Source organism: Leucobacter rhizosphaerae (assembly GCF_022919175.1).
GTDB classification, from domain to species: Bacteria; Actinomycetota; Actinomycetes; order Actinomycetales; family Microbacteriaceae; genus Leucobacter; species Leucobacter rhizosphaerae.
The window spans coordinates 2,670,307-2,693,956 of sequence record NZ_CP095043.1 but is presented as its reverse complement, the minus strand read 5'-3'; the positions used below and the strand labels follow the sequence as shown (position 1 = coordinate 2,693,956).

The 23,650-nt window shown below is 66.3% G+C and carries 22 protein-coding genes; 4 read left to right on the top strand and 18 right to left on the bottom strand.

What is annotated here, in order from left to right; genetic code table 11:
* Positions 1-82: 82 nt before the first annotated feature.
* The 8 genes from MUN76_RS12500 to MUN76_RS12465 form a co-directional block, all read right to left on the bottom strand.
* Positions 83-1,453 carry an NAD(P)/FAD-dependent oxidoreductase gene (locus tag MUN76_RS12500; RefSeq protein WP_244685095.1) on the bottom strand — a complete coding sequence of 457 codons (1,371 nt, stop codon included), beginning with the start codon at positions 1,451-1,453 and terminating at the stop codon, positions 83-85.
* On the bottom strand, positions 1,450-2,121 hold the full coding sequence (locus tag MUN76_RS12495) for a helix-turn-helix domain-containing protein (protein WP_244685094.1): 672 nt from the start codon (positions 2,119-2,121) through the stop codon (positions 1,450-1,452). Before MUN76_RS12495 ends, MUN76_RS12500 begins: the two co-directional genes overlap by 4 nt.
* A gap of 129 nt (positions 2,122-2,250) precedes the next feature.
* The gene (locus MUN76_RS12490; RefSeq protein WP_244685093.1) at positions 2,251-3,777 is read right to left on the bottom strand and encodes an amidohydrolase; all 1,527 of its coding nucleotides are present in this window, start codon (positions 3,775-3,777) and stop codon (positions 2,251-2,253) included.
* Positions 3,774-4,871, bottom strand: coding sequence for an ABC transporter ATP-binding protein (locus tag MUN76_RS12485; RefSeq protein WP_244685091.1), 1,098 nt, complete (start codon positions 4,869-4,871; stop codon positions 3,774-3,776). Before MUN76_RS12485 ends, MUN76_RS12490 begins: the two co-directional genes overlap by 4 nt.
* An 11-nt stretch (positions 4,872-4,882) precedes the next feature.
* Positions 4,883-5,671, bottom strand: a complete 789-nt coding sequence (locus MUN76_RS12480; protein WP_244685089.1) for an ABC transporter permease — start codon at positions 5,669-5,671, stop codon at positions 4,883-4,885.
* A complete protein-coding gene (locus MUN76_RS12475; RefSeq protein ID WP_244685087.1) occupies positions 5,668-6,567 on the bottom strand; it encodes an ABC transporter permease in 900 nt (299 codons plus the stop codon). Before MUN76_RS12475 ends, MUN76_RS12480 begins: the two co-directional genes overlap by 4 nt.
* The gene (locus MUN76_RS12470) at positions 6,549-8,141 is read right to left on the bottom strand and encodes an amidohydrolase (protein ID WP_244685085.1); all 1,593 of its coding nucleotides are present in this window, start codon (positions 8,139-8,141) and stop codon (positions 6,549-6,551) included. Before MUN76_RS12470 ends, MUN76_RS12475 begins: the two co-directional genes overlap by 19 nt.
* Before the next feature lie 4 nt (positions 8,142-8,145).
* Positions 8,146-9,213 carry an ABC transporter substrate-binding protein gene (locus MUN76_RS12465; RefSeq protein ID WP_244685083.1) on the bottom strand — a complete coding sequence of 356 codons (1,068 nt, stop codon included), beginning with the start codon at positions 9,211-9,213 and terminating at the stop codon, positions 8,146-8,148.
* Between the two features lie 126 nt (positions 9,214-9,339).
* Between MUN76_RS12465 and MUN76_RS12460 the strand changes: the two genes are divergently transcribed.
* A complete protein-coding gene (locus MUN76_RS12460) occupies positions 9,340-9,930 on the top strand; it encodes a TetR/AcrR family transcriptional regulator (RefSeq protein ID WP_244685081.1) in 591 nt (196 codons plus the stop codon).
* Positions 9,931-9,935: 5 nt separating this feature from the next.
* On the opposite strand, the gene MUN76_RS12455 is transcribed toward MUN76_RS12460, so the two are convergent.
* From MUN76_RS12455 to MUN76_RS12430, 6 genes are all read right to left on the bottom strand, one after another.
* Positions 9,936-11,039, bottom strand: a complete 1,104-nt coding sequence (locus tag MUN76_RS12455; protein WP_244685080.1) for an arginase family protein — start codon at positions 11,037-11,039, stop codon at positions 9,936-9,938.
* Positions 11,040-11,112: 73 nt separating this feature from the next.
* Positions 11,113-11,514 carry a cupin domain-containing protein gene (locus MUN76_RS12450; RefSeq protein ID WP_244685078.1) on the bottom strand — a complete coding sequence of 134 codons (402 nt, stop codon included), beginning with the start codon at positions 11,512-11,514 and terminating at the stop codon, positions 11,113-11,115.
* A complete protein-coding gene (locus MUN76_RS12445) occupies positions 11,478-12,602 on the bottom strand; it encodes an ABC transporter ATP-binding protein (protein ID WP_244685076.1) in 1,125 nt (374 codons plus the stop codon). Before MUN76_RS12445 ends, MUN76_RS12450 begins: the two co-directional genes overlap by 37 nt.
* Entirely contained in the window at positions 12,599-13,417 is an 819-nt protein-coding gene (locus tag MUN76_RS12440; protein ID WP_244685074.1) for an ABC transporter permease, read from the bottom strand. The genes MUN76_RS12445 and MUN76_RS12440 overlap by 4 nt, the downstream gene beginning before the upstream one ends.
* Positions 13,414-14,265 (bottom strand): ABC transporter permease, encoded by an 852-nt coding sequence (locus tag MUN76_RS12435; protein ID WP_244685073.1) that lies wholly within the window; start codon positions 14,263-14,265, stop codon positions 13,414-13,416. The genes MUN76_RS12440 and MUN76_RS12435 overlap by 4 nt, the downstream gene beginning before the upstream one ends.
* Before the next feature lie 69 nt (positions 14,266-14,334).
* Positions 14,335-15,393: an ABC transporter substrate-binding protein gene (locus MUN76_RS12430; protein ID WP_244685071.1), complete on the bottom strand. Its 1,059-nt coding sequence runs from the start codon at positions 15,391-15,393 to the stop codon at positions 14,335-14,337.
* A 148-nt stretch (positions 15,394-15,541) separates the two neighbouring features.
* Here MUN76_RS12430 and MUN76_RS12425 point away from each other — a divergent pair, with 148 nt between their 5' ends.
* From MUN76_RS12425 to MUN76_RS12415, 3 genes are all read left to right on the top strand, one after another.
* A complete protein-coding gene (locus MUN76_RS12425) occupies positions 15,542-16,306 on the top strand; it encodes a TetR/AcrR family transcriptional regulator (protein ID WP_244685069.1) in 765 nt (254 codons plus the stop codon).
* Between the two features lie 136 nt (positions 16,307-16,442).
* The gene (locus MUN76_RS12420; RefSeq protein ID WP_244688783.1) at positions 16,443-17,693 is read left to right on the top strand and encodes a M24 family metallopeptidase; all 1,251 of its coding nucleotides are present in this window, start codon (positions 16,443-16,445) and stop codon (positions 17,691-17,693) included.
* A gap of 158 nt (positions 17,694-17,851) precedes the next feature.
* The gene (locus tag MUN76_RS12415; RefSeq protein WP_244685068.1) at positions 17,852-19,216 is read left to right on the top strand and encodes an MFS transporter; all 1,365 of its coding nucleotides are present in this window, start codon (positions 17,852-17,854) and stop codon (positions 19,214-19,216) included.
* 118 nt (positions 19,217-19,334) lie between these two features.
* On the opposite strand, the gene MUN76_RS12410 is transcribed toward MUN76_RS12415, so the two are convergent.
* The 4 genes from MUN76_RS12410 to MUN76_RS12395 are packed head-to-tail and all read right to left on the bottom strand — an operon-like array spanning position 19,335 to position 23,357.
* Entirely contained in the window at positions 19,335-20,516 is a 1,182-nt protein-coding gene (locus MUN76_RS12410) for an ABC transporter ATP-binding protein (RefSeq protein ID WP_244685067.1), read from the bottom strand.
* Positions 20,517-20,521: 5 nt separating this feature from the next.
* On the bottom strand, positions 20,522-21,307 hold the full coding sequence (locus tag MUN76_RS12405; protein ID WP_244685066.1) for an ABC transporter permease: 786 nt from the start codon (positions 21,305-21,307) through the stop codon (positions 20,522-20,524).
* On the bottom strand, positions 21,307-22,224 hold the full coding sequence (locus MUN76_RS12400) for an ABC transporter permease (protein ID WP_244685065.1): 918 nt from the start codon (positions 22,222-22,224) through the stop codon (positions 21,307-21,309). Before MUN76_RS12400 ends, MUN76_RS12405 begins: the two co-directional genes overlap by 1 nt.
* A 5-nt stretch (positions 22,225-22,229) precedes the next feature.
* Positions 22,230-23,357, bottom strand: a complete 1,128-nt coding sequence (locus MUN76_RS12395) for an extracellular solute-binding protein (protein ID WP_244685064.1) — start codon at positions 23,355-23,357, stop codon at positions 22,230-22,232.
* Positions 23,358-23,650: the final 293 nt, after the last annotated feature.

Genomic DNA, 23,650 nt, shown 5'->3' with positions numbered 1-23,650 from the left:
CGGGGCGGGATCCCGGCGGGTGCGGGATCGCGGCGGGTTCGGGATCCCGGCGGGTGCGGGATCCCGGCCGGATCGGAGCCGGTCAGTGGCGGCCGGTGATCACGTCGGCGACGTGCGCGATCGGCGAGGTCGTCTTCCGGCCCGCGAGCTCGGAGCGGTCCGCCATCCCGTACGCGGTGTACAGGCCCTTCGTCGCGACCCAGCGCAGCGGCTCAGGCTCCCACTTGCGCACACGGTGGTTGACCCAGGGCAGCGAGGTGAGCTCGGTCCGGTTGCCGAGGATGAGGTCAGTGATGGTACGGCCGGCGAGGTTCGTCGAGGTCACACCGGTGCCGACGTAGCCGCCGCCCCAGGCGATGCCGGTCGCGGGATCGAGGCCGACCGTGGCCGCCCAGTCGCGCGGCACGCCGAGCACCCCGGACCACACGTGGTCGATCGCGGCGCCGCGGGTGGCAGGGAAGAAGCGGTGCAGGATCTCGCTCAGGATGTCCACCGTGACCGCGGGGGTCTCACCATCGGTGTCGGTGCGCGAGCCGTACTTGTAGGGCACCCCGCGACCACCGATCGCGATGCGGTCGTCGGCCGTGCGCTGCGCGTACATGTAGACGTGCGCGAAGTCGCCGAGCACCTCGCCCTCGCTCCAGTGCAGCTCGTCCCACACCTCGGCCGACAGCGGCTCGGTGGCGATGAGCGAAGAGTTCATGGGCAGCCAGAGCCGGTGCAGGCCCTTGAGGTTCGCGGTGAACCCCTCCGTCGCCCGCACCACGTACTCGGCGGAGACGGTGCCGTGCGTGGTGCTGACCCGGTGCGGGGCGATCTCGACGGCGCGCGTGCGCTCGTAGATCTCCACGCCGAGGCGCTCGGCGGCATCCGCGAGCCCCCGGGCGAGCTTGGCGGGCTGGATCCGGGCGCAGTGCGGGTGCCAGATCGCGGCGCGCGTATCGGCGACGTTGATCTTCGCGCGCGCCTCGGCGGCCTCGAGCAGCTCGACGTCGGTGTACTTCCACGTCTGCTCCGCCTCGGCGACCGCACGAAGGCGGGTCTCCTGGGCCGGGGTGTAGGCGACGTTGAACTCTCCGCCGCGCTTGATGTCGGCGTCGATCCCTTCGGCTTCGGCGACGCGGATCACCTCGTCGACCGTCTCGTTCATCGCGCGCTGGAAGCGCTCGGCCGCATCGCGCCCGTGGGTCTTCACGTACTGCTCGCGCCCGCCCGTGATCGCGTTCGTGAGCCACCCGCCGTTGCGGCCGGAGGCGCCGTAGCCGACGTGGCGCTGCTCGATCACCACGACGCGGAGCTCGGGCTTCGCGCGCTTGAGATAGTACGCGGTCCACAACCCCGTGTACCCGGCGCCGACGATGGCGACGTCCGCGGTGAGGTTCCCGGGCAGTTCCGGGCGGGGATCCGGCGCACCGATCTCCTCCCACCAGCGTGATACGTGGCCGTTGATCATGATGCGTCCTTCCTCTGCGATGCGGTGGGGGTATTCGATGCGGTGGTGGTGTTCGGAGTCGTCGAGATGCTCGCGGGGATCGAGCCGTGCGGGATCTCGTCGGGGGTGGGTGGGCTGTTGATCCAGACCACGGTCGCGGCCGCGTCGGAGTCGTTCACGACGCGGTGCGGCACCGAGCTCAGGAACTCGATGGAGTCGTCGGCGCGCATCGTGTACGCGTCGCCGGCGAGCTCGAACCGGACCTCACCGGACGTCACCAGGAAGATCTCCTGGGAGTGCCCGTGGGAGTAGGCCTCGGGTCCGGTGGACCCGCCCGGTTCGAAGCGGCCGGCGTACACTTCGAGGTTGCGCATGGGCGGAATGGAGAGCACAAACTTCTCGGCGCCCTCGAGCGGCAGGCTCGGCCGGTCGGCGCGCCGGAGCACGCCGCGGGTGTGCGCCGAGGAGTCGTCGAGCAGCTGCGCCGGCGTCACGCCCAGCGCGGCCGCGACCTTCCGCAGCGAGGCGACGCTCGCGTTGGTGTGGCCGTTCTCGAGCTGGCTCAGAAAGCTCGAGCTCACCCCGGCCGCGGCGGCGAGCGCCCGCAGGCTCATGCCGCGGAGCTCCCGGAACGACGCGACCCGCTGGCCGAGAGAGGCGTCCGGCGCTTTCCCGTCTTGTTCTTCCAACTGTGTCCTTCCGTGGGCGTTGCAACTTCACCCACTAGTGTACATTCCGGCACAGAATACTGAACACTTTGTACAGTGGCGTTTTCAATAGCACTCGACCCGCTCACGGCCCAGAGGCCCCGGCGAGAATCACCCCACTCGAGCACCGTTGAGCACCGTGCCGAGCACACGTATTCCTGCAATGTCCTCCGGAGACACCTTGAGCGGATTCGCATCGAGAATGGCGAAGTCCGCAAGAGCGCCCTCTTGCAACACGCCTTTCTTCCCACCCTCACCCTGTCCCCGTGCCGCCCAGTCGGTAAACATGCGCAGCGCGTGCTCAGCAGATATTCGGTGCGGAGACGGATTCCCAGCCGCGTCGCGCCGTGTCACCGCTGAGGCGATATTCGAGAGCGGGGGCGCACCCGAAGGAACCGTCCCCGTGGAATCCGTGGCTCCGATCACGCGAACACCTGCATCAATGAGCTTTCGGAGAGGCTGAAAGTCATCACCCACATCATCCGATCCGACGAAGTGCGGGGTGGCGACCACGCCGATACCGGACTGGGCGAGATCAGCAATGAGCTCCCGTGGGACATAGTCTCCGGAGTGCTCGATTCGATGCGGAGCGGGAGCACGGAGCGGGCGCGATCCCCAATGCTGAGCGACAGCCGCCATCGCTGCTCGAATCCCGGTCCCGGTCACCGCGTGCATGAAGAGCTGCACTCGGGACGCGGTTGCCTCGCCCACGAGATCGGACAGTTCTTGCTCGGTCCATTTCACATCATCGAACTCTGCCCCGAGCCCGTCACCACCCTCCCCGTCGACGAAGATCTTGACACCGCCAAACTGCAGCATCGAGTCCCCGAATCCCGACGGCGCTCCGAGCGAAAGGACAGACGAAAGCGGGCCCACTCTCGGCACATGCGGGTAGAACCGGACGCGAAACGGCAACTGGTCCTCAACCCGTAACGCGTGGAGTGCTCTGACGTCCGCTACAGAGGTCGGAATCGTACACAGGCTGGTGATCCCATGCGCCGCCACCAGTGAATGCGCGTGGCGCCGGAGCGCAGCATAGGATTCGATCTCCGTCGCAGCAGGGAGTCGATCCCAGACCTCGGTAAAGATCCCGCTGGGTCGACCGTCCCTCCCCCGGTGCACCGTCATACCGGGGTCGAGTCGTTCTGGCATCTCGAGTTGCACAGCGCGCATCCCGACCGTGTTCAACGACGCGACGTGCAGGCCAGCGAGGACGACAACCGGGGCGTCCGGACTCACGCTGTCGAGTTCGTCCCGACCTAGGAGTCGACCCTCAACGACTTTGCGGTCGAGCGCAAACGAACTGCGCACCACGATCCACCCATCGGGTTGCGTCGCCCTGCGCTGTCGGATCTCCTCGAGGATCTGAACGAGCGACGTCACCGGCGGGGCATGCATCTGCAGGTGTTGCTCTTGTGTGATGCAACTCAGCTCGAGATGCGTATGCCCGTCAACGAATCCGGGCATGAGGACCGCGCCATCCATGTCGACTTCTTCGACATCTTGTCGGCCAGCACTGGCCAGCAGATCCTCGCGCGAGCCGATGCCGGAGATGCGCCCCGAGTCCACCAACACGGCGTCACCGTGAGCATTCGAGAGCGTCAGGAGCTGAGCTCGGCTGAACAGCTTCAGGGTCATGCTCCCGCCTCGGTGACGAGCACGGCGTGTTCCGGGGACCAACAGACGGTGACCTCAGCCCCGAATCTCAGAGGTTCGGCGTTCTCCCCGCGCTCCTCGAGCACGACCCGCGTGCCGTCGGCCAATTTCACGCCCACGCGCCGATGTGAGCCGAGATACGCCAGTTCGGAGACGATACCGAAAACCCGGTTGTCGGACCCTCGGGGTCCGCCGGTGCCGGATATGCGGAGGTGCTCCGGCCTCACCACGAGGGAGGCGTGTCTCCCCACCGGTATCCCATTGGGATTGCGGCCCTGCAACAGCGTGTTTCCCCATTCGATCGCGCTCGAGTCCCTGAGCACGCCGGTAAAGCTGGTCGACTCTCCGATGAACTCTGCGACGAATCGAGATTTCGGTCGTTCATAGAGCTCCTCCGGTGATCCGACCTGAGACACACGTCCACTCTCGAAGAGCACAATGCGATCGGAAAGTGCGAGTGCTTCGCCTTGATCATGGGTCACGAAGAGAAATGTCGTCCCGAGGTCTCGATGCAGGCGGGCGATCTCGACCTGCATCTGATCGCGCAACTGCTTGTCCAAGGCCCCGAGGGGCTCATCCATGAGCAGGATCGGCGGACGATACACCAGCGCTCGCGCAAGCGCGACGCGCTGCTGCTGCCCACCCGAGAGTTCTTTCGGCCTCCGAGCACCCATACCCTCAAGCCGCACCAGTTCCAGGGCTTCCGCAACCCGGCGACGCACCTCCGCAGGAGCGACTCCCCTGCCGTGCATCCCGAACGCGACATTTGCTTCGACTGTCATGTGCGGAAAGAGTGCGTAGTTCTGAAACACCATGCCCAGGTTGCGGCGGTTCGGGGGCAGACGTGTGACGTCTCGTCCGTCGATATGCACCGCGCCCGACGTCGGCGCGACGAACCCAGCGATCGTGTTCAGCGTCGTGGTCTTCCCGGACCCGGAGGGGCCGAGGAAGGTCACGAACTCCCCGGGCCGAACGGTGAGGGAGATATCAGCGATGCCGACGGCACCGGACGGGAAGGTTTTTGAGACTCTGGCGAGATCGATTCCACCGCGTCGTCCACCGTCTTGGGATGTCATTGTCGTACCTTTCATCGCTGTCGCGAGCGAGTGAGGGCGGGCACCAGCACCACGGCACTGGTCACCGCCAAGATGAGCGTCGAGACCACAGCGATCGTCGGGTCCACTTCGTTGGTGACGCTGACGAACATCTCGACCGGGAGGGTTCGAATCTTCGGTGATTGCAAGAACATTGCCGCGACAACCTCGTCGAACGAGGTGATGAAGGCGAACAGGGCGCCAGCCGCGACTCCGGGTGCGATCAGCGGGAGCGTGACTCTCATGAACACCCGCACCCGTCCAGCGCCGAGACTCGCTGCGGCCCGGTCGAGATTCCTGTCATATCCTGCAAGGCTGGCGTTCACCGTCACCACGACGAACGGAATCGCGAGAACTGCGTGAGCGAGCACAAACCCCATCGCGTTGCCGTTGAGTTTCCATTTGAGGAAGACCGAGTAGATCGCAACGGCAGAGACGATGCCCGGGATGATCAATGGGGCGAGCAGCACACCCTGCGCAATTGCGGCGATCCGGGCGGGCAACCGCTGGATCCCCAGAGCCGCAAGGGTTCCCAGGACACTGCAGATTACAGCGACCACCAGACCGATCCACACTGAGTTCCAGAGCGCTTGCAGCCATGCGGCGTCACCGAAGAAGTTCTGGTACCACTCAATCGAGTACCCGTCGGGGGGAAACTTGAAGCTGCGTTTCGCTGTGAATGAGAGCGGGACCACCACCGCGAGAGGGGCGATGAGAACGATCCCCACAAGGACCGCCCAGATTCTCAGTGCGAACCCTGGTCGCGAGTGCTGTGCGCTCATCGTGCCCCTCCTGAGATCGGTCGTGACGCTCGCCGCATCGCGCCAGCGGAGATGAGGAGCAAGAGGACGGTGATCACCAGGAGCACCGTCGAGATGGCTCCGGCACCTGCAAAGTCGAGAAGCTTCCCGACTCTGGTCTCGATGAGTTGACCGACGAGCGACTCCTGCGGTGAACCGATGAGGCGGGGTGTGACCCAGAACCCCAAACTCATGATGAAGAGCAGGACCGATCCCGCGAACACCCCGGGGAGCGAGAGTGGCGCATACACTCTGACAAACGCGCGTAGTTTCGACGCCCCCAGGGACGAGGCTGCATCGAGGAGACGTCGGTCGATGCCGCTCATGGTGCTGTACAGGGGTAACACCATGAACGGCAGCAGCACCTGCACCATCGCAATCGTCACGCCCAGCTGCGTTCCCAGAAGTTCGACCTCGTGGAGGCCAACCACGCGGAGTGCAGAAAGGACGACTCCTTCCGGGTGAAAGAGTGCGATCCACGCGAACGTGCGCGCCATCAAGCTCGACCAGAACGGCAGCAAGACCAAAAACATCAAGATCGTGCGAGTCCGGGTCGAGACCAGCGTCATCAGGTACGCATACGGGTACCCCAGGATCAGGGTCACGAGCGTCACTTGGAAAGCCACCGAAAACGTTCGCCCGAGAATCCTCATGGTTGTCGCATCTCCCAGGACCGCGACATATTGGCCGAATCCAGGGGTCGGTTCGACAAAGCTTCGCGCGATGAGGGACGTCAACGGAACAATGAAGCACACCGCAACGAAGATGACCGCCGGGGCGATCAACACCCACCCCCCAATGGCTGTTACCCCCCGCGGTCGATTCAGGAGTGTGATGATTCCCGTTGTCGTGCCCGCGCTCAGCCGTTTCTCTGCCATGTGGCCCGCCCTCCCACAAACGTCATTTCGGTTTCCATGGTCAGCAACTCAGATGTTTCAGCGGCACGTGGGTCTGTTGCGTACACTCCGAAATCTGCGGCCGAACCCGGTGCCAATGAACCCACGACCCTCTCGAGGCCAGCGGCTCGTGCTGCGTACGTGGTGTAGCCGCGCACTCCTTCAGCCACTGACACGCGTTCATCCGGTGCGACCAATTGGCCGGCCCGATTCCTCCGCTCAACCAGGTGCGCGATTCCGAACCAAGGATTCGGAGCCTCCGCAATAGCCCCTCCCGTGTCGGAATTCCCTGGAGGTTCGAGGCCGGCCTCGCCCAGTGTCCGGAATGCGTATCGTCCGCTTCCGTCGTCAGTGGAAATAAAGTTCGCTGTCGGGACCGGAATCACCTTGAGTTCCACCATTCGCCGGAGTTGGCGGTGATCGAGCTGCAGGTTACCCGCGTGTTCCAACCGAGTCCGGAGTCTTGGGTCTCCGACCCGATCGCGCGATTGCGAAACGGCTTCGAGCATCAGATCTTGAGCGAGGTCTCCGATCGCGTGAACCCAGACCTGCACATCCTGTTGATTCGCCCAGATGAGTTCCTCACGCAGTTGGTCGACGGTTCGTGTGACAGCTCCCCAGTGGCGGGGCTCACGTGAGAAACCTGCGGAATGGAACGCCTGATCATTGTCACCGTCGATGAAAATCTTGATTCCACCGGAACCGATCAGGTCCGAGTCCTCACGGTCGCCGAATTGCTCTGCAGTCCAATCAGCCATGCGTTCGAGAAGGGGGCTCAGACCGGGAGATACCACCGGGGTCAGCGTAATTCGCGTTGGCAGCGCTCGCCGATTCGCAAGATCTGTATATGCCGCGACGCCTGCCCTCGTCGCAGGAATCTCGAACACGGTAGTCACTCCGTGGCGGGCAAACGACTCCCGGAGCTCTCGTTCTAGAAGGTCGGCGAGTGTGTCGACCGACGGTGCCGGAATAGGGAAAAGATCGAAACCCTCCTCCACCAGCCCCGTCGGACGGCCAGCGGGGTCGACATGCACGACGATCCCGGAACGGACTGAGGGTGCGCGATCCAGGAACCCTGCCAAGCGGAGGGCCTCGGAATTGGCCTGCAGTCGGTGCATGCTTTCACGGACGATCACGGGTGTCCTGGGTGCGACACGGTCGAGGTCAGCCCGATCCGGCAGCTCTTGGAGGAACGTGCCCTGGGCCACCACCCACGCTCCCTCACCCCGGTTTCGTATGGACTCCGCTACCGCGTCGCACGTTGCCCTCGGTGACACCCCACGCACGTCGAGCCATTCGTTCCTCGCGAGCGCCGAAAACTCGACGTGGGTGTGCGCATCGATGAACCCGGGCAAAATGGTGCATCCAGGGACATGAAGCTCTCGAATGGATACGCCGGCACGGGCCCGCATTCGGTCCAGAGAGCCCACCGCGTCGACCACGCCGGAGCGAATGAGCATTGCCTCTGACGCCTCAGTGTCGTCCGCATTCTGGAAGACACGCCCACCGGTGACGAGCAGGTCGTCACCGGTGAGCTGGCTCGCTGTAATGGCCACGTGCTCAGCCCGCAGTCCAGGCGGTCCATCGCGAGAGGACCTCGTCTGCGTTGTCACCCCACCAGGCCGGATCAATGGACCACGACAGGTCACGGTGCGCATCGGCGCCAGAGTCCCAGTCGGCCTCCGCCGGATCGAGTTCCGGCGTGGCCTTCAGGTTAGCCGCCCCGTACGCGATGCTTTCCGCGAACAGCGCCTGAGGCTCGGGAGATACGGCGTAGTCGATGAACTGCTGTGCGGACTCTGGGTTGGAGCTTCCCTTAACAATCGCCAGGGATGCCCAGTGGTACGCGTTCTGATCCCACATCGGAGCGAACTTGGCTCCATTCTGGACCGCCTCGAATGCGCGACCGGACCAGGCAAGGATCATGTCGGCACGACCGGACTCCATCATCTCCACCTGCTCCGCTCCAGAAGTCCAGAACGTCGTATCTGCTTTGATCCCATCGAGCTTCTCGAATGCTCGGTCGTAGTCGAGCGGGTACAGGTCCTCAACCGCTACCCCATCTGCGAGCAGCGCCATCTCGAGATTGCCCTCGGCAGGATCCCCGGACATGGCCCGCGAACCGGGGAAGTTCTCGAGATCAAAGAAATCGGCGAGACTCGTCGGTGGGGTGTTGCCATACTTCTCGGTGTTGTAGGCCACCACGTACGAGTACGTGTCCACGGGAACACCGCAGTCGCTGATCGTCCCTTCGGCGAAATCAGCGCGTTCGATGTTCGAGAAGTCGAGCTCCTCGAAGAGCGTGCCGCAGTATGCGAACGACTCCGCCGACCCCGCAAGGTACACATCCCAGTCCGGATCACCGGTCTCGACCATGACCTTGAGCTTGGCCAAGTCGGTCGGGGAATCGACAGTGATCTCCGTCCCCGTCTCCGCAGCAAAGGGATCTACGAATGCCGTCTCTTGGGCTTCCTGAAATGCGCTTCCGAAGGTGACGAACGTGAGCGATCCCGAGGCCGCCGCTTCACCGCCAGCCTCCACCGAGTCCGAGGCGCAAGCGCTGAGCAGAAGCGCTCCGCTCGCGAGCAACACTCCACCTGTGACCATCCGTGAACGTGCAGACTTCATTGTCGTTACTCCTTAGCTCGGGCATTGCCGTTATACAACAGTGTATTAAAACGATGTTTTTTTACAATACACTCGTGGAAGCGACCTCGGTCAAGGAGAGATTGCGAAGCGTTACCCAAACGTCATTTGGACAGGAGTGAACCACGGATGCCTCACATGGTCGACGAAGATGAACGCCGTCGAGAGATTTCTGAGGCAACACTCCGAATCACCGAACAGCGGGGCGCCAGTGCCGTCACCATTCGTGCGGTCGCCGACGAACTCGGCCGGTCCACCGCCTTCGTGACGAACTACGTGCCGAGTCGAGCCCAGCTCATGTTCAACGCGCTGGATCACGCTCGCGACCTCTGGGTGAATGAAAGAGACGAGGCCACCCGGCGAACGAGCGGTGTCTCCCGACTAGTCGAACTCTCGCGGTGGATGTGTCAGACGGGCACGCACGACACCGCGCTCCGCAGTCTGTGGATCGAGGTCATCGCAGGGTCCGGAGAAGAGATGAAAGTCGTCACCGATCTGACGGACGATACTTGTGCAGAGTTCCACGAGAGTGCCTCCGCAGCGGGTCTCGAACGTGCCGCCGAAATCGCAGACATCCTCTACCTGTATGCGCGCGGTTTTCACGTCAAGAACGTCGAGGACCCGGCGAACTGGAATGATGTGCGCGTGGGCCGTGCCCTTGAGGTGCTTCTCACCAGCCTTCTCACCGAGCCGAGCTAGGCCTCCTACGCCGCGTCGGCGAGCATGCGCGCGATCTCCGCGAAGCGCTCGTCGAGCCCGAGCGTCTGGTCGGGCACGTACGCCAGCGGATCCGGCGTCGTCGGCGCTCCGAGCAGCCCCTCGACGGTGGCGAGCAGGCAGTACGGGGCGTACGACGGGTTGTAGCCGCCCTCCTGGATCAGGATCGCGCGGCCGTCGGTGTGCGCGTCCGCGAGCGCCCGCACGCGAGCCCCGATTCCGGCGAAGCCCGGCATCGACACGTTGTGACGACCGTTCGGGTCGTAGGCGCTCGCGTCCTGCCCGCTGGCGCACACGATCATGCCGGGGCGGAACCGCTCCGCGAGCGGCGCGACGACCTCGTCGAACGCGCGCAAGTACGCGGTATTGCCGGCGCCGAGGGGCAGCGGCACGTTCTGGTTGAAGCCGAGCCCCGATCCGGCGCCGCGCTCCTCGAGCCGGCCGGTCTGCGGGTGACTCGGCCCCCAGGCTCCGTGATCCATGTGCAGGCTCACGGTGAGCACGTCATCGCGCTCGTAGAAGATGTCCTGCGTGCCGTTGCCGTGGTGCACGTCCCAGTCGATCACGAGCACCCGCTCGATCCCGGCGCGCCGTGCGGCGTCCACGGCGAGCGCCGCGCCGTTGAAGAAGCAGTAGCCGTCGGCCTGCGCCCGCTGGGCGTGATGCCCGGGCGGGCGGGTCAGGGCGTACGCCATCGGCGCCGCTCCGGAGAGCACCGTCTCGGCGGCGGCCAGTGCCGTGCCCGCCGCCGCGCGGAGCGGGTCGTAGGATCCGGCCCCGAGTCGGGTGGTCCCGGTGACCCAGCCGCCACCGGCCTCGATGGCCCGCCGCACCTCGCGCACGTACGCGGGATCGTGCACCCGCGCGAGTTCGTCCTCGTCGGCCAAGCGGCCCGGTGCGAACCGGATCGACTCGGCGACGGGGCCGCGCTCGAGGATGTCGTGCATGCGCTCGATGCGCAGGCGCCCCTCCGTGTGCGGCTCGTTCGCCGCGAACCACGGGCTCGGCGCCGCCTCGTGCAGCGCGGTGCCCGTGTCGTGGTCGAGCACGCGCTCGTCGAAGTGCAGTGCCAGCGGCTCTCGCTGCGTCATCGTTCGTCCTCTCGGATACGGATCGGTCGTGCGGCGCCGGATCACTCCAGCGCCAGGGTCGGTCAGCGCCGGATCACTCCTGCGCCGGCGTCATGTTGTAGACGAAGAACGCGGGCTCGTCCCCCACGTTCTCCAGGTGGTACGTCCACCCGGGCGCGAGGTACACCGTGTCATCCGGCCCGAGCTCGAAGACGCCCTCGTCCCAGGTCAGCCGCAGCCGGCCTCGGATGATGTAGTACGTCTCGTCGACCGGCCCGTACCAGTGCTCGGCCTCCGAGCGGTCGAAGGTCTCGCGGCTCGACCAGCGGTTCGTCTGCTCGCCAGGATCCATCCAGCACACCCCTTGCGTGAGCTCGCTCTGGTGCTCGGCGCGGGTGATGATGCGGCGGATGCGCACCCGCGTCGGTGCGGTCTCCGCGTCGACGGGGGTGAGCTCGCTCAGCTTGACGTGGACGGGGCGAGGGTTTCGGTCCATGGGTTGCTCGTTTCTGTCGGATCCGGTTCGGTGTGGAAAACTGCGGTGTTCTCGGCTGACCAGGCGAGGCGCACGGTCGACCCGAGCGACGGCATCGCCGCCTCGACACCCGCACGCACGATGATCGGGCCCTCCGCGGTGTCGAGCTCGAGGCGGCTCTGCGCGCCCAGGTAGGTGATGTCGGCGACCGTGCCCTCGATCGCACAGTCTCCGGCAGGGGCATCCGGCGCGACCACGCGCAACCGCTCGGGCCGCACGATGGCGACCGCGGGGCCCTCGCTCAGCTGCGGAGCTGGAACGCGCACGCCGTGGCGGCTCAGGAACTCGCCGTCGCGCACCTCGCCGGTGATCGCGTTCGACTCCCCGATGAATCGCGCGACGAACAGTGTGGCCGGGCGCTCGTACAGCTCCTCGGGCGTGCCGACCTGCTCGATGCGGCCCTCGTTGAAGACGGCGATCCGGTCGGAGAGCGTGAGCGCCTCCTCCTGGTCGTGCGTCACGAACACGACGGTGATCCCGAGCTCACGATGCAGCCGGCGCAGCTCGAGCTGCAGGCGCTCGCGCAGTGCGCGGTCGAGGGCGCCGAAGGGCTCGTCCATGAGCAGCAGTCGCGGCTGGAAGACGAGCGCACGGGCGAGCGCGACACGCTGCTGCTGGCCGCCGCTGAGCTGGGTGGGCTTGGCGTTCGCCCGCGCGCTCAGCTCGACGAGCTCGAGCGCCTCGAGCGCCCGCTTCACCCGCTCGGGCTTCGCGACCCCGCGCTGACGCAGCGGGAACTCGACGTTCTCCCGGACCGTGAGGTGCGGGAAGAGCGAGTAGTTCTGGAACACCATGCCGAGCCCGCGCTTGTGCGGCGGCACCGACGTGATCTCCGCGCCGTCGCACACGACCCGGCCGTCGGTGGGCACGGTGAACCCGGCGATCATCGACAGGGTGGTGGTCTTGCCGGATCCGCTCGGCCCGAGCAGGGTCACGAACTCACCGGAGGCGACCTCGAGGTCGACGTTCGCGACCGCGGCGGTGCCGCCGTAGCGCTTCACCAGGCCGCTGAGGCGCAGCTCGGCACCGGGGGTGGGGGTCACAGTCATGCGACGTCTCCTTGTCGTCGGGCGGCACGTCGTTCCTGGATGACCTGCACGATGCGGGGAATGAGGATGATGCACGTGGAGAGCACCAGCAGCAGCGTCGAGGCTGCCGCGATGCTGGGATCGGTCTCCACCGTGACGGAGCTGTACATCTGCACCGGGAGGGTGCGGACCGAGGGCGACTGCAGGAAGTAGGCGATGACCACCTCGTCAAGGCTCGTCACGAACGCGAAGATGAAGCCCGTGATGATGCCCGGCAGCAGGATCGGCAGCTGCACCTGCATGAAGCGCGCGATCGGGCTGGCCCCGAGCACCGCTGCGGCCCGAACGAGCGTCTCGTCGAGCCCCCGGAGCGCGGTTCCCACCGGGATCAGCACGAACGGCAGTGCGAGCGCGATGTGCGCGAGCACGATCCCGAGCGGCGAGCCGCTGAGCCCCCAGCGCAGGTAGAGACCGAAGATGGCGATCGCGGCCACGATCCCCGGTACGAGGATGGGCAGCATCATCGACACCTGCGCGACGGCGGCGAGCCGCGCGTTGAGTCCGCGCAGGCCGAGGGCCGCCAGGGTGCCGAGCACGGTCGCCACGACGCCGACCACCAGCGCGAGGCTCAGGCTCGTGCCAAGTGAGTTCATCCAGCGCTGATCCGTGAAGAAGTTCTCGTACCACTGCAGCGACCAGCCCTCGATGGGGAACGCGAAGCTGCGCTTGTCCGAGAACGAGAGCGGGATCACGACGAGCGTGGGCGCCACGAGCAGCAGGGCTGCGACCGTCGCCCAGATGCGGAGCGGCAGGCGGATGCGGGTGCGTTCGTTCACCGGGTCTCACCTCCGTTCACCATCTGGGATATGCCGCGTCTGAGCGGGGCGACCGCGAGGATCACGACGCAGAAGAGACCGAGCGTCGCGAGGAGCAGGATGCCGGAGAGCGCCCCGGCGCCGGCGAAGTCGACGATCTTCTCCACGCGCTGGCCGATCACCTGCGCGATCATGGCCTCCTTTGGGCTGCCGATCAGCTGCGGGGTGATGTAGAAGCCGAGCGCCAGGATGAACACGAGCGAGCTCGCGGCGAAGAGGCCGGGCAGCGACTGCGGCAGGTAGACCTGCCAGAACGCCTTGTACCGGTTCGCGCCGAGGCTCTGGGCCGCGGCGAGCTGGCGCCGGTCGATGGACGCGAGGGCGGTGTAGAGGGTCAGGATCATGTAGGGCAGGAGGATCTGCACGATCGCGAGCACCACTCCCGTGAGGGTGCCGCGCAGCGTGACGTTCTCGGCTCCGAAGAACCCGAGCACCGCCGACACCGGCCCGTCTCGCTGGAGCAGCGAGATCCACGCGAAGGTGCGCGCCATGAGGGAGGTCCAGAACGGCACGAGCACGAGCACCATGAGCAGGGTGCGCGCCGTGGGTCCGACCAGGGTGAGCAGGTAGGCGAAGGGGTAGCCGAGGCCGATGCAGACCACGACGGTGATGATCGCCGTCACGAACGTGCGGCCGAGCACGCGGAGCGTGGTCGGGTCGGCCAGGGCCGCTGCATACTGCCCGAGTCCCGGTTCGGGATCGGTGAACGACCGGGCGATGATCACGCCGATGGGCAGCAGAAAGAAGATCAGGATGATGACGAGCGCTGGGACGACGGCAACGCTGCTGAAGAGGCGCGATGGGCGCATGGTTCCTCCGGGGTGTGGTGCCGGCGTCGACGCGCGGCGCGAGGCCGCGGTCGACGCCGACGATGGGGGCTAGCTCGTCGACCAGGCCGTCCACTCGGCCTCGGCGTCCGCCGAGTTGTCGGCCCACCACTGGACGTTCGTCACGATGGACTGGGACTGCACGTCCTCTTTCGCGACGTTCCACTTCTCCTGCAGCTCGTCGAGCTCGGGCTTCGCGGAGAGGTCGGCGGGGGCGTAGGGCTGGAGCTCGGCGAACCGGGCCTGCGGCTCCGCCTGCGCGGCGAACTCGATGAAGCTCTGCGCCTGCTCGAGATTCTTCGATCCCTTGACGATGCTGAGGCTCGCCCAGGCGAGGAGGTTGTCCTCCCACACCGGCGTGATGCTCGCCCCGTTCTTCTCGGCCTCGTAGCCGCGGCCCGACCACGCGAGCCACATGTCGGCCGAGCCGTCCTCCATCGCCTGCTGGGATTCGGAGCTTGTGTTCCAGAACGTGAGATCATCGCGGATCGTGTCGAGCTTCGCGTAGGCCCGCTCGGTGTCGAGCGGGTAGAGATCCTCCGGAGCGACGCCGTCGGCCAGCAGGGCGAACTCCAGCGCACCGGCACCGGCCCAGCCCGGCACCATGCGGGTGCCCGGGAACTGCTCGACGTCGAAGAAGTCCGCCGGGGTGCTCGGCACGGCCGAGCCGCTGTAGGTGTCGGAGTTCACGATCATCATGGTCGAGTACTGGGCGATCGGGATCGAGCAGTCCGACCACGTGCCTTCGGGGTAGTTCGAGGTGTCGATGTTCGTGAAATCGATCTCCTCGACGAGCGTGCCGCAGTTCGCGACCGGGAAGTAGGGCTCCGTGTCGACGACGTCCCAGATCGTGTTGCCCGACTCCACCATCTGCTGGATCTTCGGGTAGGAGGTCGGGCCGTCGTTCTGCACAGTCGCGCCGGACTCCGCGGCCCACGGGTCGAGGAACGCCTCGTTCTGCGCGTCCTGGTACGCGCTGCCGTAGCTCGCGAACACGAGCGAGCCGCCGCCGCCATCTCCGCCCTCGGGCGCGGAGCCCGACGAGCACGCGGCAAGCGCGAGCGCGGCCACGGCCGCGACCGGCAACATCATTCGAGTGGTCTGACTCATCTTCCTGACTCCTTCGTCAACAGCTTGGGGTTATCATAATAACGCATTATTGTCATCGCGCAAGATCCGGCGAGAACCGTGACCATAGGGTGAGGTACATCGGTAGCCCGGGGATTGCCGCCGGTGCACCAACGAGAAGGGACCCTCCGTGACCATCGGAACTGAGCAGGCGGCACCGCTCGACCTGGCGACGCGTCGCCGCGCCGAGATTCTGGCCGGATCGATCCGCGTGATCGCGCGCGACGGCGTCGTCGCGGCGAAGCTCAAGGACATCGCGCGCGAATCGGGTGTCAGCCTGGGCCTCATCCAGCACTACTTCGACACTCGCGAAAACCTCGTCGACGCCACGTTCGGCGCGATGATGCGCGTGATCTCGCGGGAGAGCGCGCAGCGCGTGGAGAACATCGACGATCCGCTGCGGTTCATCTACGCCATGAACCACCTGCACGTCTTCGGCACCGTCGCCTTCCCCGAGCGCTGGGGCTTCTGGAGCGAGCTGTGGTCGGGATCGGGCCGCTCCGACCACCTCCGCGGGGTCGCGACGCAGGTGTACCAGCTGTGGGCGAGACCACTCGAGTCCGCCCTGCGTCAGCTCGCGGAGCAGCGACGCCTGCCCGCGACGGCCGACACCCGCAGCCTCACCCTGGGCATGCTCGCCCTGATGGACGGCCTCTCGATCCGCACCCTCGCCGAGCCGGACATCGTGACACCGGAGTTCATGCTGCAGATCCTCAACGACTGGACGAGCCTGCAACTCGGCGTCGATCCCGCCGAGGCGAAGACGCACCTCGCCGCCCTCGAGCAGGACCGACGGCTCGCACAGCCTCGCGCCCTGACGCCGGAGGTTGTCGCGGAGGCGCTGCTCGATCCCGAGCTCACGTCACCCGAGCGCACGTCACCCCAGCTCGCCTGACCCGAGCTCGCGCACCCCCGGCAGCCCCGACCCCCGGGCTCTGAATACGTCGAGGCAATAATATGTTATTATCACAATCGCAGCGCGGCACATCGGTGTGAGCGCGACGTCTCCGCACAGAAACTCAGAGGTGAGCATGCTCGACTCCACCATCACTCAGTTCCTCGCCGATCAGCAGGAGCGGATCTCGGGCACCGAGCCCCACATCGCCTTCTCCGAGGCGGAGTACGCGAACCGGCTGACCCGGCTGCAGCAGGCGATGGCCGAGGACGGCGTCGACACGCTGGTGCTCTCCTCGCCCGAGTCCCAGAACTGGCTCCACGGCCTCGCGCTGCGGTGGTACAAGGCGAACGGACCGCGCGACTGGCGTCCGCTGACCTGCACGGTCGTGCGCGTCGACGCCGGTTTCATCCTGTTCGAGGGCATCGAGCACACGGAGATGATCCGGCGCACCTCGGCCGCGAAGGACGTGCGACTCCTCCCCCGCTACGAGCGCGACGGCATGCTGCGCTTCATCGTGAACGAGTCGAAGAAGGAGGGCTGGGTCGACGGATCCCGCGTCGGGATCGAGCTCTTCTCGGCGATCCCGAACCCCGCGGTGTCGCGGATGATGGAGGGGGCGCTCCTCGACGCGGGCGCCCGTGTCGTCGACGCGACGCTCACCGCACGGCGCGTGCGCATGATCAAGTCCGCCGACGAGATCGTCGCCGTCAAGAAGGCCGCCGCGATCTGCGACGCCGGCCTGCTCCACCTCGCCGAGGTGCTGCGACCGGGCATGACGGAGCTCGACGCGCACGGCGAGCTGATCCGCGGGCTGTCGGCGGCGGGCGGCGAGCCGGCAGGTCTCCACCAGGTCGCCTTCGTCGGGCTCGCAGCTCTCGGCGTCTACCACGAGATCTCGGGGCGCAGGGTGATCACGGAAGACGACTTCCTCGACGTGGATCCGTGCGGCGTCTACAAGCGGTACCACTCGAACCGCTCGCAGCTCTACGCGTTCAAGGAGCCGGACGCCGGTGCGGTCGAACTGCTGAAGGTGCTCACGGGCGCCTTCGACATCCTCACGGAGCGCGCCCGGCCGGGGGTCCGCATCGGCGACGTCAACGCCGAACTCTACGCGTACTACAAGGACGCGGGTGTCTTCGAGATCAACTCGAGCGTGTGGATCGGCGGGTACGAGATGGGCATCGCCTTCCCGCCGGACTGGGTCGGCGAGTGGAAGTTCACGGTCGTGGGCGGCGAGCACGACGACCGGGTGTTCGAGTCGGGTATGGTGGCGAACTTCGAGAGCATGTGCGGGATCGGGCTGCTCGACACCTTCGTGATCGAGGACGATCGGACGAGCCTGCTGTCGAAGCTCCCGCACGAGATCATGGTGGTCGGCCAGTAGGGGTCGGGCACGAGGGGCCACACCCCGGAACGTGAGATTCTGGCAGAACGGGCGTATGCTTACCCCGTTCTGCCACAAGTGGACACGCCCGATGTCGCGCGCTCAGCCCGACCTCGGCCCAGGCGCACGGCTTTTCCGCCTCATCTGAAAGCTCCACTGTGTCAGCCACCACCTCCCCGACCGCACCAGCCGATCCCGCCGCTCCTCGGAACTCGCGATCCCGCGTCATCCTCGCGAGCCTCATCGGCACCACCATCGAGTTCTACGACTTCTACGTCTACGCGACGGCGGCGGTGCTCGTCTTCCCTCACCTCTTCTTCCCGTCCGACAACGAGACGACCGCGCTGCTCGCGTCGTTCGCGACCTTCGGTGCAGCGATGCTCGCCCGCCCCGTCGGCGCCGTCTTCTTCGGCCACCTCGGGGATCGCCTCGGCCGCAAGACCACACTCGTGGCCTCGCTCCTCACGATGGGCATCGCGACCTTCCTGATCGGCGTGCTGCCGACGCACGCGATGGTGGGCGCCTGGGCGGCCGTGCTGCTCCTCATCCTGCGCCTCACCCAGGGCTTCGCGATCGGCGGCGAATGGTCGGGGGCGGCGCTCGTCGCCACCGAGAACGCCCCCGAGGGCAAGCGCGCCTGGTACGGGACGTTCCCGCAGCTCGGCGCTCCGATCGGGTTCATCATCGCGAACATGCTGTTCTACGTGATCAACATGGTGCTCGCCGATCCCGCGAACCCCGGGCAGCCCTCCGCCGCGTTCCTCGAGTGGGGCTGGCGGATCCCGTTCCTCTTCTCCGCGTTGATGGTGATCGTGGGGCTGTGGGTGCGCTTGAAGCTCGTCGAGTCGAACGCGTTCGAGGAGACGAAGCGGCGCGGCACCGTGAAGCGGGTGCCCATCGCGGAGGCGTTCAGGTTCCACTGGCGCGGGCTGATCCTCGGCACGCTCGCGATGCTCGCGACCTACGTGCTCTTCTACCTGATGACCTCGTTCACCCTGACCTACGGCACACGGCCGGGCGACGCTCCCGTGCCCGGCGCCGGGTACACGTACAACGCGTTCATCCTCATGCTGGTGTTCGGTGTGGTGTTCTTCGGGATCTTCACGCTCGTGTCGGGCCCGCTCGCGGATCGCTTCGGCCGCCGGCGCACCCTGCTGGTGGTGACCGCCGCGATCGCGGTCTTCGGCCTGCTCTTCGTGCCGATGCTCGGCGGCGGCAGCACGCCGATGGTGATGTTCTTCCTGGCGCTCGGCTTCACGTTGATGGGGCTCACCTTCGGACCGATGGGCGCGTTCCTCCCCGAGATGTTCCCGACGAACATCCGGTACACGGGATCGGCCGTCGCGTACAACGTGTCGTCGATCCTCGGTGCGGCCCTCGCCCCCATCGTCGCGGTGTGGCTCTGGGGCCTCGCGGATGGCAGCCCGCTGCTCGTCGGGCTCTACCTGACGGCGACCGCGCTCGTGACCTTCGTGTCGCTGCTGCTGACGCGCGAGACGAAGGACGTCGATATCGAGGCGTAGGGCCTGGGGCCCAGGCACGGGATCCTCGGCCGCGGGATCCTCGGCCAGGGATCCTGGGCCGCGGGATCCTCGGCCGCGGCCCCGTGCCCCGACGGGGCCCAGCGGGGGTCAGCGCGACCTACGTCGCGGACTCCCCCGCCTCGCCGGTGTCGACGAGCAGCACGCCCGACGGGATCTCCCACATCATGGTGACCTCGTCGCCCCGGTTGTGGATCCGGGCATCCTGCCCGAGCCGCACCGCGCCCTCGCTGCCGTCAGGCAGCCGCACCGAGTACCGCCGCGACGCACCCAGGTAGGTGACGTCCATGATGGTGACCGGGATCGCGTTCTGGCTCTCGGTCGGCACCGTGCCGGCCGACTCGAGACGCAGGTTCTCGGGTCGGATCAGGATCGCGAGGTTCTGGTGGGCCGATTGCCCGTCCGCCACCACGCGGTGCCCGGCGACCTCAATCGCCGTGTGCCGCTCCCCCACCGGAACCCCGGTGCCGAGCAGCACCGTGGACTCGCCGAGGAACCGGCCCACGAACAGCGTTTGCGGGGCCTCGTAGAGATCCTCCGAGGTACCCACCTGCTCGATCTTGCCGTTGTTGAAGACCGCGATGCGGTCGGACATCGAGAGCGCCTCCTCCTGGTCGTGGGTGACGTAGACGAAGGTGGATCCGACCTCGCGGTGGATGCGCTTGATCTCGGTCTGCAGCCACTCGCGGAGCTTCTTGTCGAGTGCGCCGAGGGGCTCGTCCATGAGCAGCACCCGCGGTTCGTACACGAGCGCGCGGGCGAGCGCGACGCGCTGCTGCTGCCCGCCGGAGAGCTCCGACGGGTAGCGATCCCCGAAGTCGCCCATGCGTACCATGCCGAGCGCCGCGGCGACCTTCTCCTTCTGCACCGCCTTCGAGAGCTTCCGGCGCTGCAGCGGGTACGCGATGTTCTCCGCGACCGTCTTGTGCGGGAACAGCGCGTAGTTCTGGAACACCATGCCGATATCGCGCTTGTGCGGCGGCAGTTTCGCGACGGGCTTGCCATAGATGTGGAGCAGCCCCTCCGTGACGGAGGTGAAGCCCGCGATCATGTTCAGGGTCGTGGTCTTGCCCGATCCCGACGGCCCGAGGAAGGTCATGAACTCGCCCGGCTCGATCACGAGGTCGATCTCATCGACCACCGTGCTCTCGCCGTAGCGCTTCGTGACCGAGTTCAGGCTGATGCCGGCCTCGCCGATCGCGTGGATCGCCGAGGTGTTGAGGCCCTCGGTCCGCAGTTCCTGCTCGTGCCCCTCGGGCACAGGAATGTCGTTGTGGGTCATAGCGTTCACGCTACCGGTCGCTTTCTCTTCCGCGTGGCGAACTGGGCGATGAGCATCACGATCACCGAGGTGAGCATCGTGATCACCGCCACCGCGGCCACTGTGGGGTCATTGGTTTGCGTGACGCTGTTGAAGATCTTCACCGGCAGCGTCTGCAGGGTGGGGCTCTGGATGAAGAGCGACAGGATCACCTCGTCGAACGACGTGACGAACGCGAACAGGGCCCCGGCCGTCACACCCGGCGCGATGAGCGGCAGAGTGATGCTGAAGAAGGTCTGCACCCGGCCGGCGCCGAGGCTGGCCGAGGCCTGTTCGAGGCGAGGATCGAGCCCCTGCAGCGACGCCATCACGTTGGTGATGACGAGCGGCATCGACACGATGGTGTGCGCGAGCACGAACCCCGGCAGGGTGCCGAGCAGATCCAGCCGCAGGAACAGCGAGTAGAGACCGACCGCGAGCACGATCCCGGGCACGATCAGGGGCAGCAGGAAGTAGCCCTCCATCAGCCCCTTGCCGCGGAACTTCACCTTCGAGAGGCCCAGCGAGGCGAGCACGCCGACCGTCGTGGCGACGATCATCGTGAGCACCGCGACCTGCAGCGACGAGAAGAGCGCCTTCAGCCAGCTGGCATCGGTGAAGAAGTTCTCGTACCAGCGGGTCGAGAAGCCCTTGGGCGGGAAGTTGAACGAGGAGGCCTCGTTGAACGACATCGGCACGATCACCAGGGTGGGCAGGATCAGCCAGATCACGATGATCACGGCGAAGACGCCGAGCAGACGTTTGGAGGTCATCAGCGATCCACCCCCGGGAACAGGCTGCCGCCCTTATTGAATCTCGACACGACGACGAGGATCAGGATCGTGCACACGAGCAGGAAGATCCCGAGCGCCGTGCCCTGTCCCCACATCAGGAAGACGCTGATCTGCTGCTGGATCATCGCCGAGATCATGATCTCCTTCGAGGATCCGAGCAGCGCGGGGATGATGTAGAAGCCGAGGCCGAGGATGAACACCGTGACGCCGCCCGAGAAGATACCGGGCTTCGACAGCGGCAGGTAGACCGTGAAGAAGGCCGTCACCGGGTTCGCGCCGAGGTTCGACGCCGCCGGCAGCAGCCGCTTGTCGATCTTCGACATCGAGGAGTACAGCGGCAGCACCATGAAGGGCAGCAGCACCTGCGTCATGCCGAGCGCCACACCGAACGTCGTGCGGATCAGCGGGATCGGCCCGATCCCGAACCACGCGGCCAGCAACCCGTTGATCGGACCCGTGTCCTGCAGCAGCACCATCCACGCGAGCGTGCGCACCAGGATCGACGTCCACAACGGCATCATGATGAACAGCTGCATCAGGTTGCGCGTGCGATCCGACACGATCGTCATGAGGTACGCGTACGGGTACGCGAGGAGCAGACACACGAACGTGACGAGGATCGCCGTCCCGAAGGTCCGGAGCACCACGTTGAGGTTCGCCTCGGTCGTGAACAGCCAGACGTAGTTCTGCACACCCGGCACCGGATCGGTGATCGAGCGGATGAACACATCGGCCAGCGGCGCGAGGAAGAACATGGATACGATCACGAACGCCGGGATCAGCAGGAGCAGCGGGCGCCAGTTCTTCGGCCCGCGCTTCTTCGCTCCCACGGCATCCGCACCGGGGGCCACTGCGCCCGCAGGCGCAGCACCCCCGGTGACGGTGTGGTCAGTCATGACGATCAGTTACCCGTCGCCCAACCGGCCCACGCTGCGGAGAGCGCGTCGTAGTTCTCGACCCAGAAGTCGACGTTCGGGGCGATGCCCGTGTCGAGGCGCTCGGTGGTGATCCACTCGCTGAGCAGGTCGTCGACCTCGGGCTTCGCGTCGACGTTGACCCCGCCGTAGGAGGTGAGCTCGGTCATCTTGGCCTGCTGCTCCGCTCCGATCGAGTAGTTCACGGCGGCGAAGGCGGCCTGCGGATCCTTGACCCCCTTCGGGATCCCGTTCGAGTCGACCATGATCATCCACTCGTCCCACATCGGGGCGACGGGCGCTCCGGCGGCGGCGGCGCCGTAGCCGCGACCCGACCAGACGAGCCCCATCACGGCCTCGCCGGACTCGAGCTGCTGCTGCGCCTGCGCGCCGGTGGTCCAGCCGATCACATCGTCGCCGAGATCCTTGTACATGTCGAAGGCGCCCTCGATGTCGCTCGTCTCCAGTGATGTGATGTCCTTGCCCTGGGCCGTGAGCGCGAACTCGACGGTCTGCGGGTCGACGTAGGTGGACTGGCTCACGGTGCGCTTGCCCGGGAACTTCTCGGTGTCGAAGAAGTCGGCGGCGCTCGTGGGCGGGTTGTCTCCGAACTTGTCGGTGTTGTAGACGACGACCAGGCCGTAGAGGATCTGCGGCACCATGCACTTGTCGGTGATCGTGCCCTCGGGGATCTTGGAGATGTCGATCTGCGAGTAGTCGTACTCCTCGTAGAGCGTGCCGCAGCCGCGCGCGGTGTCGAACTGGGTCGTGTTCACGATGTCCCAGCTGACGTTGCCGCTGTCGACCATGGCCTTCAGCTTGCCGGCGTCGAACGCGTCCTGATTGACGGTCGCGCCGGAGGCCGCGGCGAACGGATCCCAGAGCGCCTCCGTCTGGCCATCCTGGAACACACCGCCGGAGCCGGCGAACGTGAGGGTGACGCCGTCGAGCGCGCCCTCCTGGATCTCACCCGCGACGGGGGTGCCGAGGTCCCGCTCGGGTGCGGGCTCCGCTTCACCGCCGCCGCTGCAGCCGATGAGCGTCAGCGCAAGCGCTGCGGATCCGGCGACGAGCGCGAGCCCTCGGCGGGTCCTGATGGTCTTCTGAGTGGACATGTACTCCCTCACTTCATCGTGATCGTGGTCACCGCCGGGACGCGATCCCGCACCTCTCACGAGGCTCGGATCCGGCGCCAGTGCTCGGCGGCTGCACCGAACGTACCAGCGAGATTCGCGCCCGACGCCGGTCCTGTTACCCCTTCGTTACCGCCGGGCCGATCTTTCATAGCTTCGTACACCGCACCCCATCGAGGTCGTACGAACATAAGGATTTGGCCGCAGTGACGGCCCCCCGGTCGGCGCCGCAGATCCCTCTGCATACGATGGGGACGGGAGCGCAATTGGTTCAA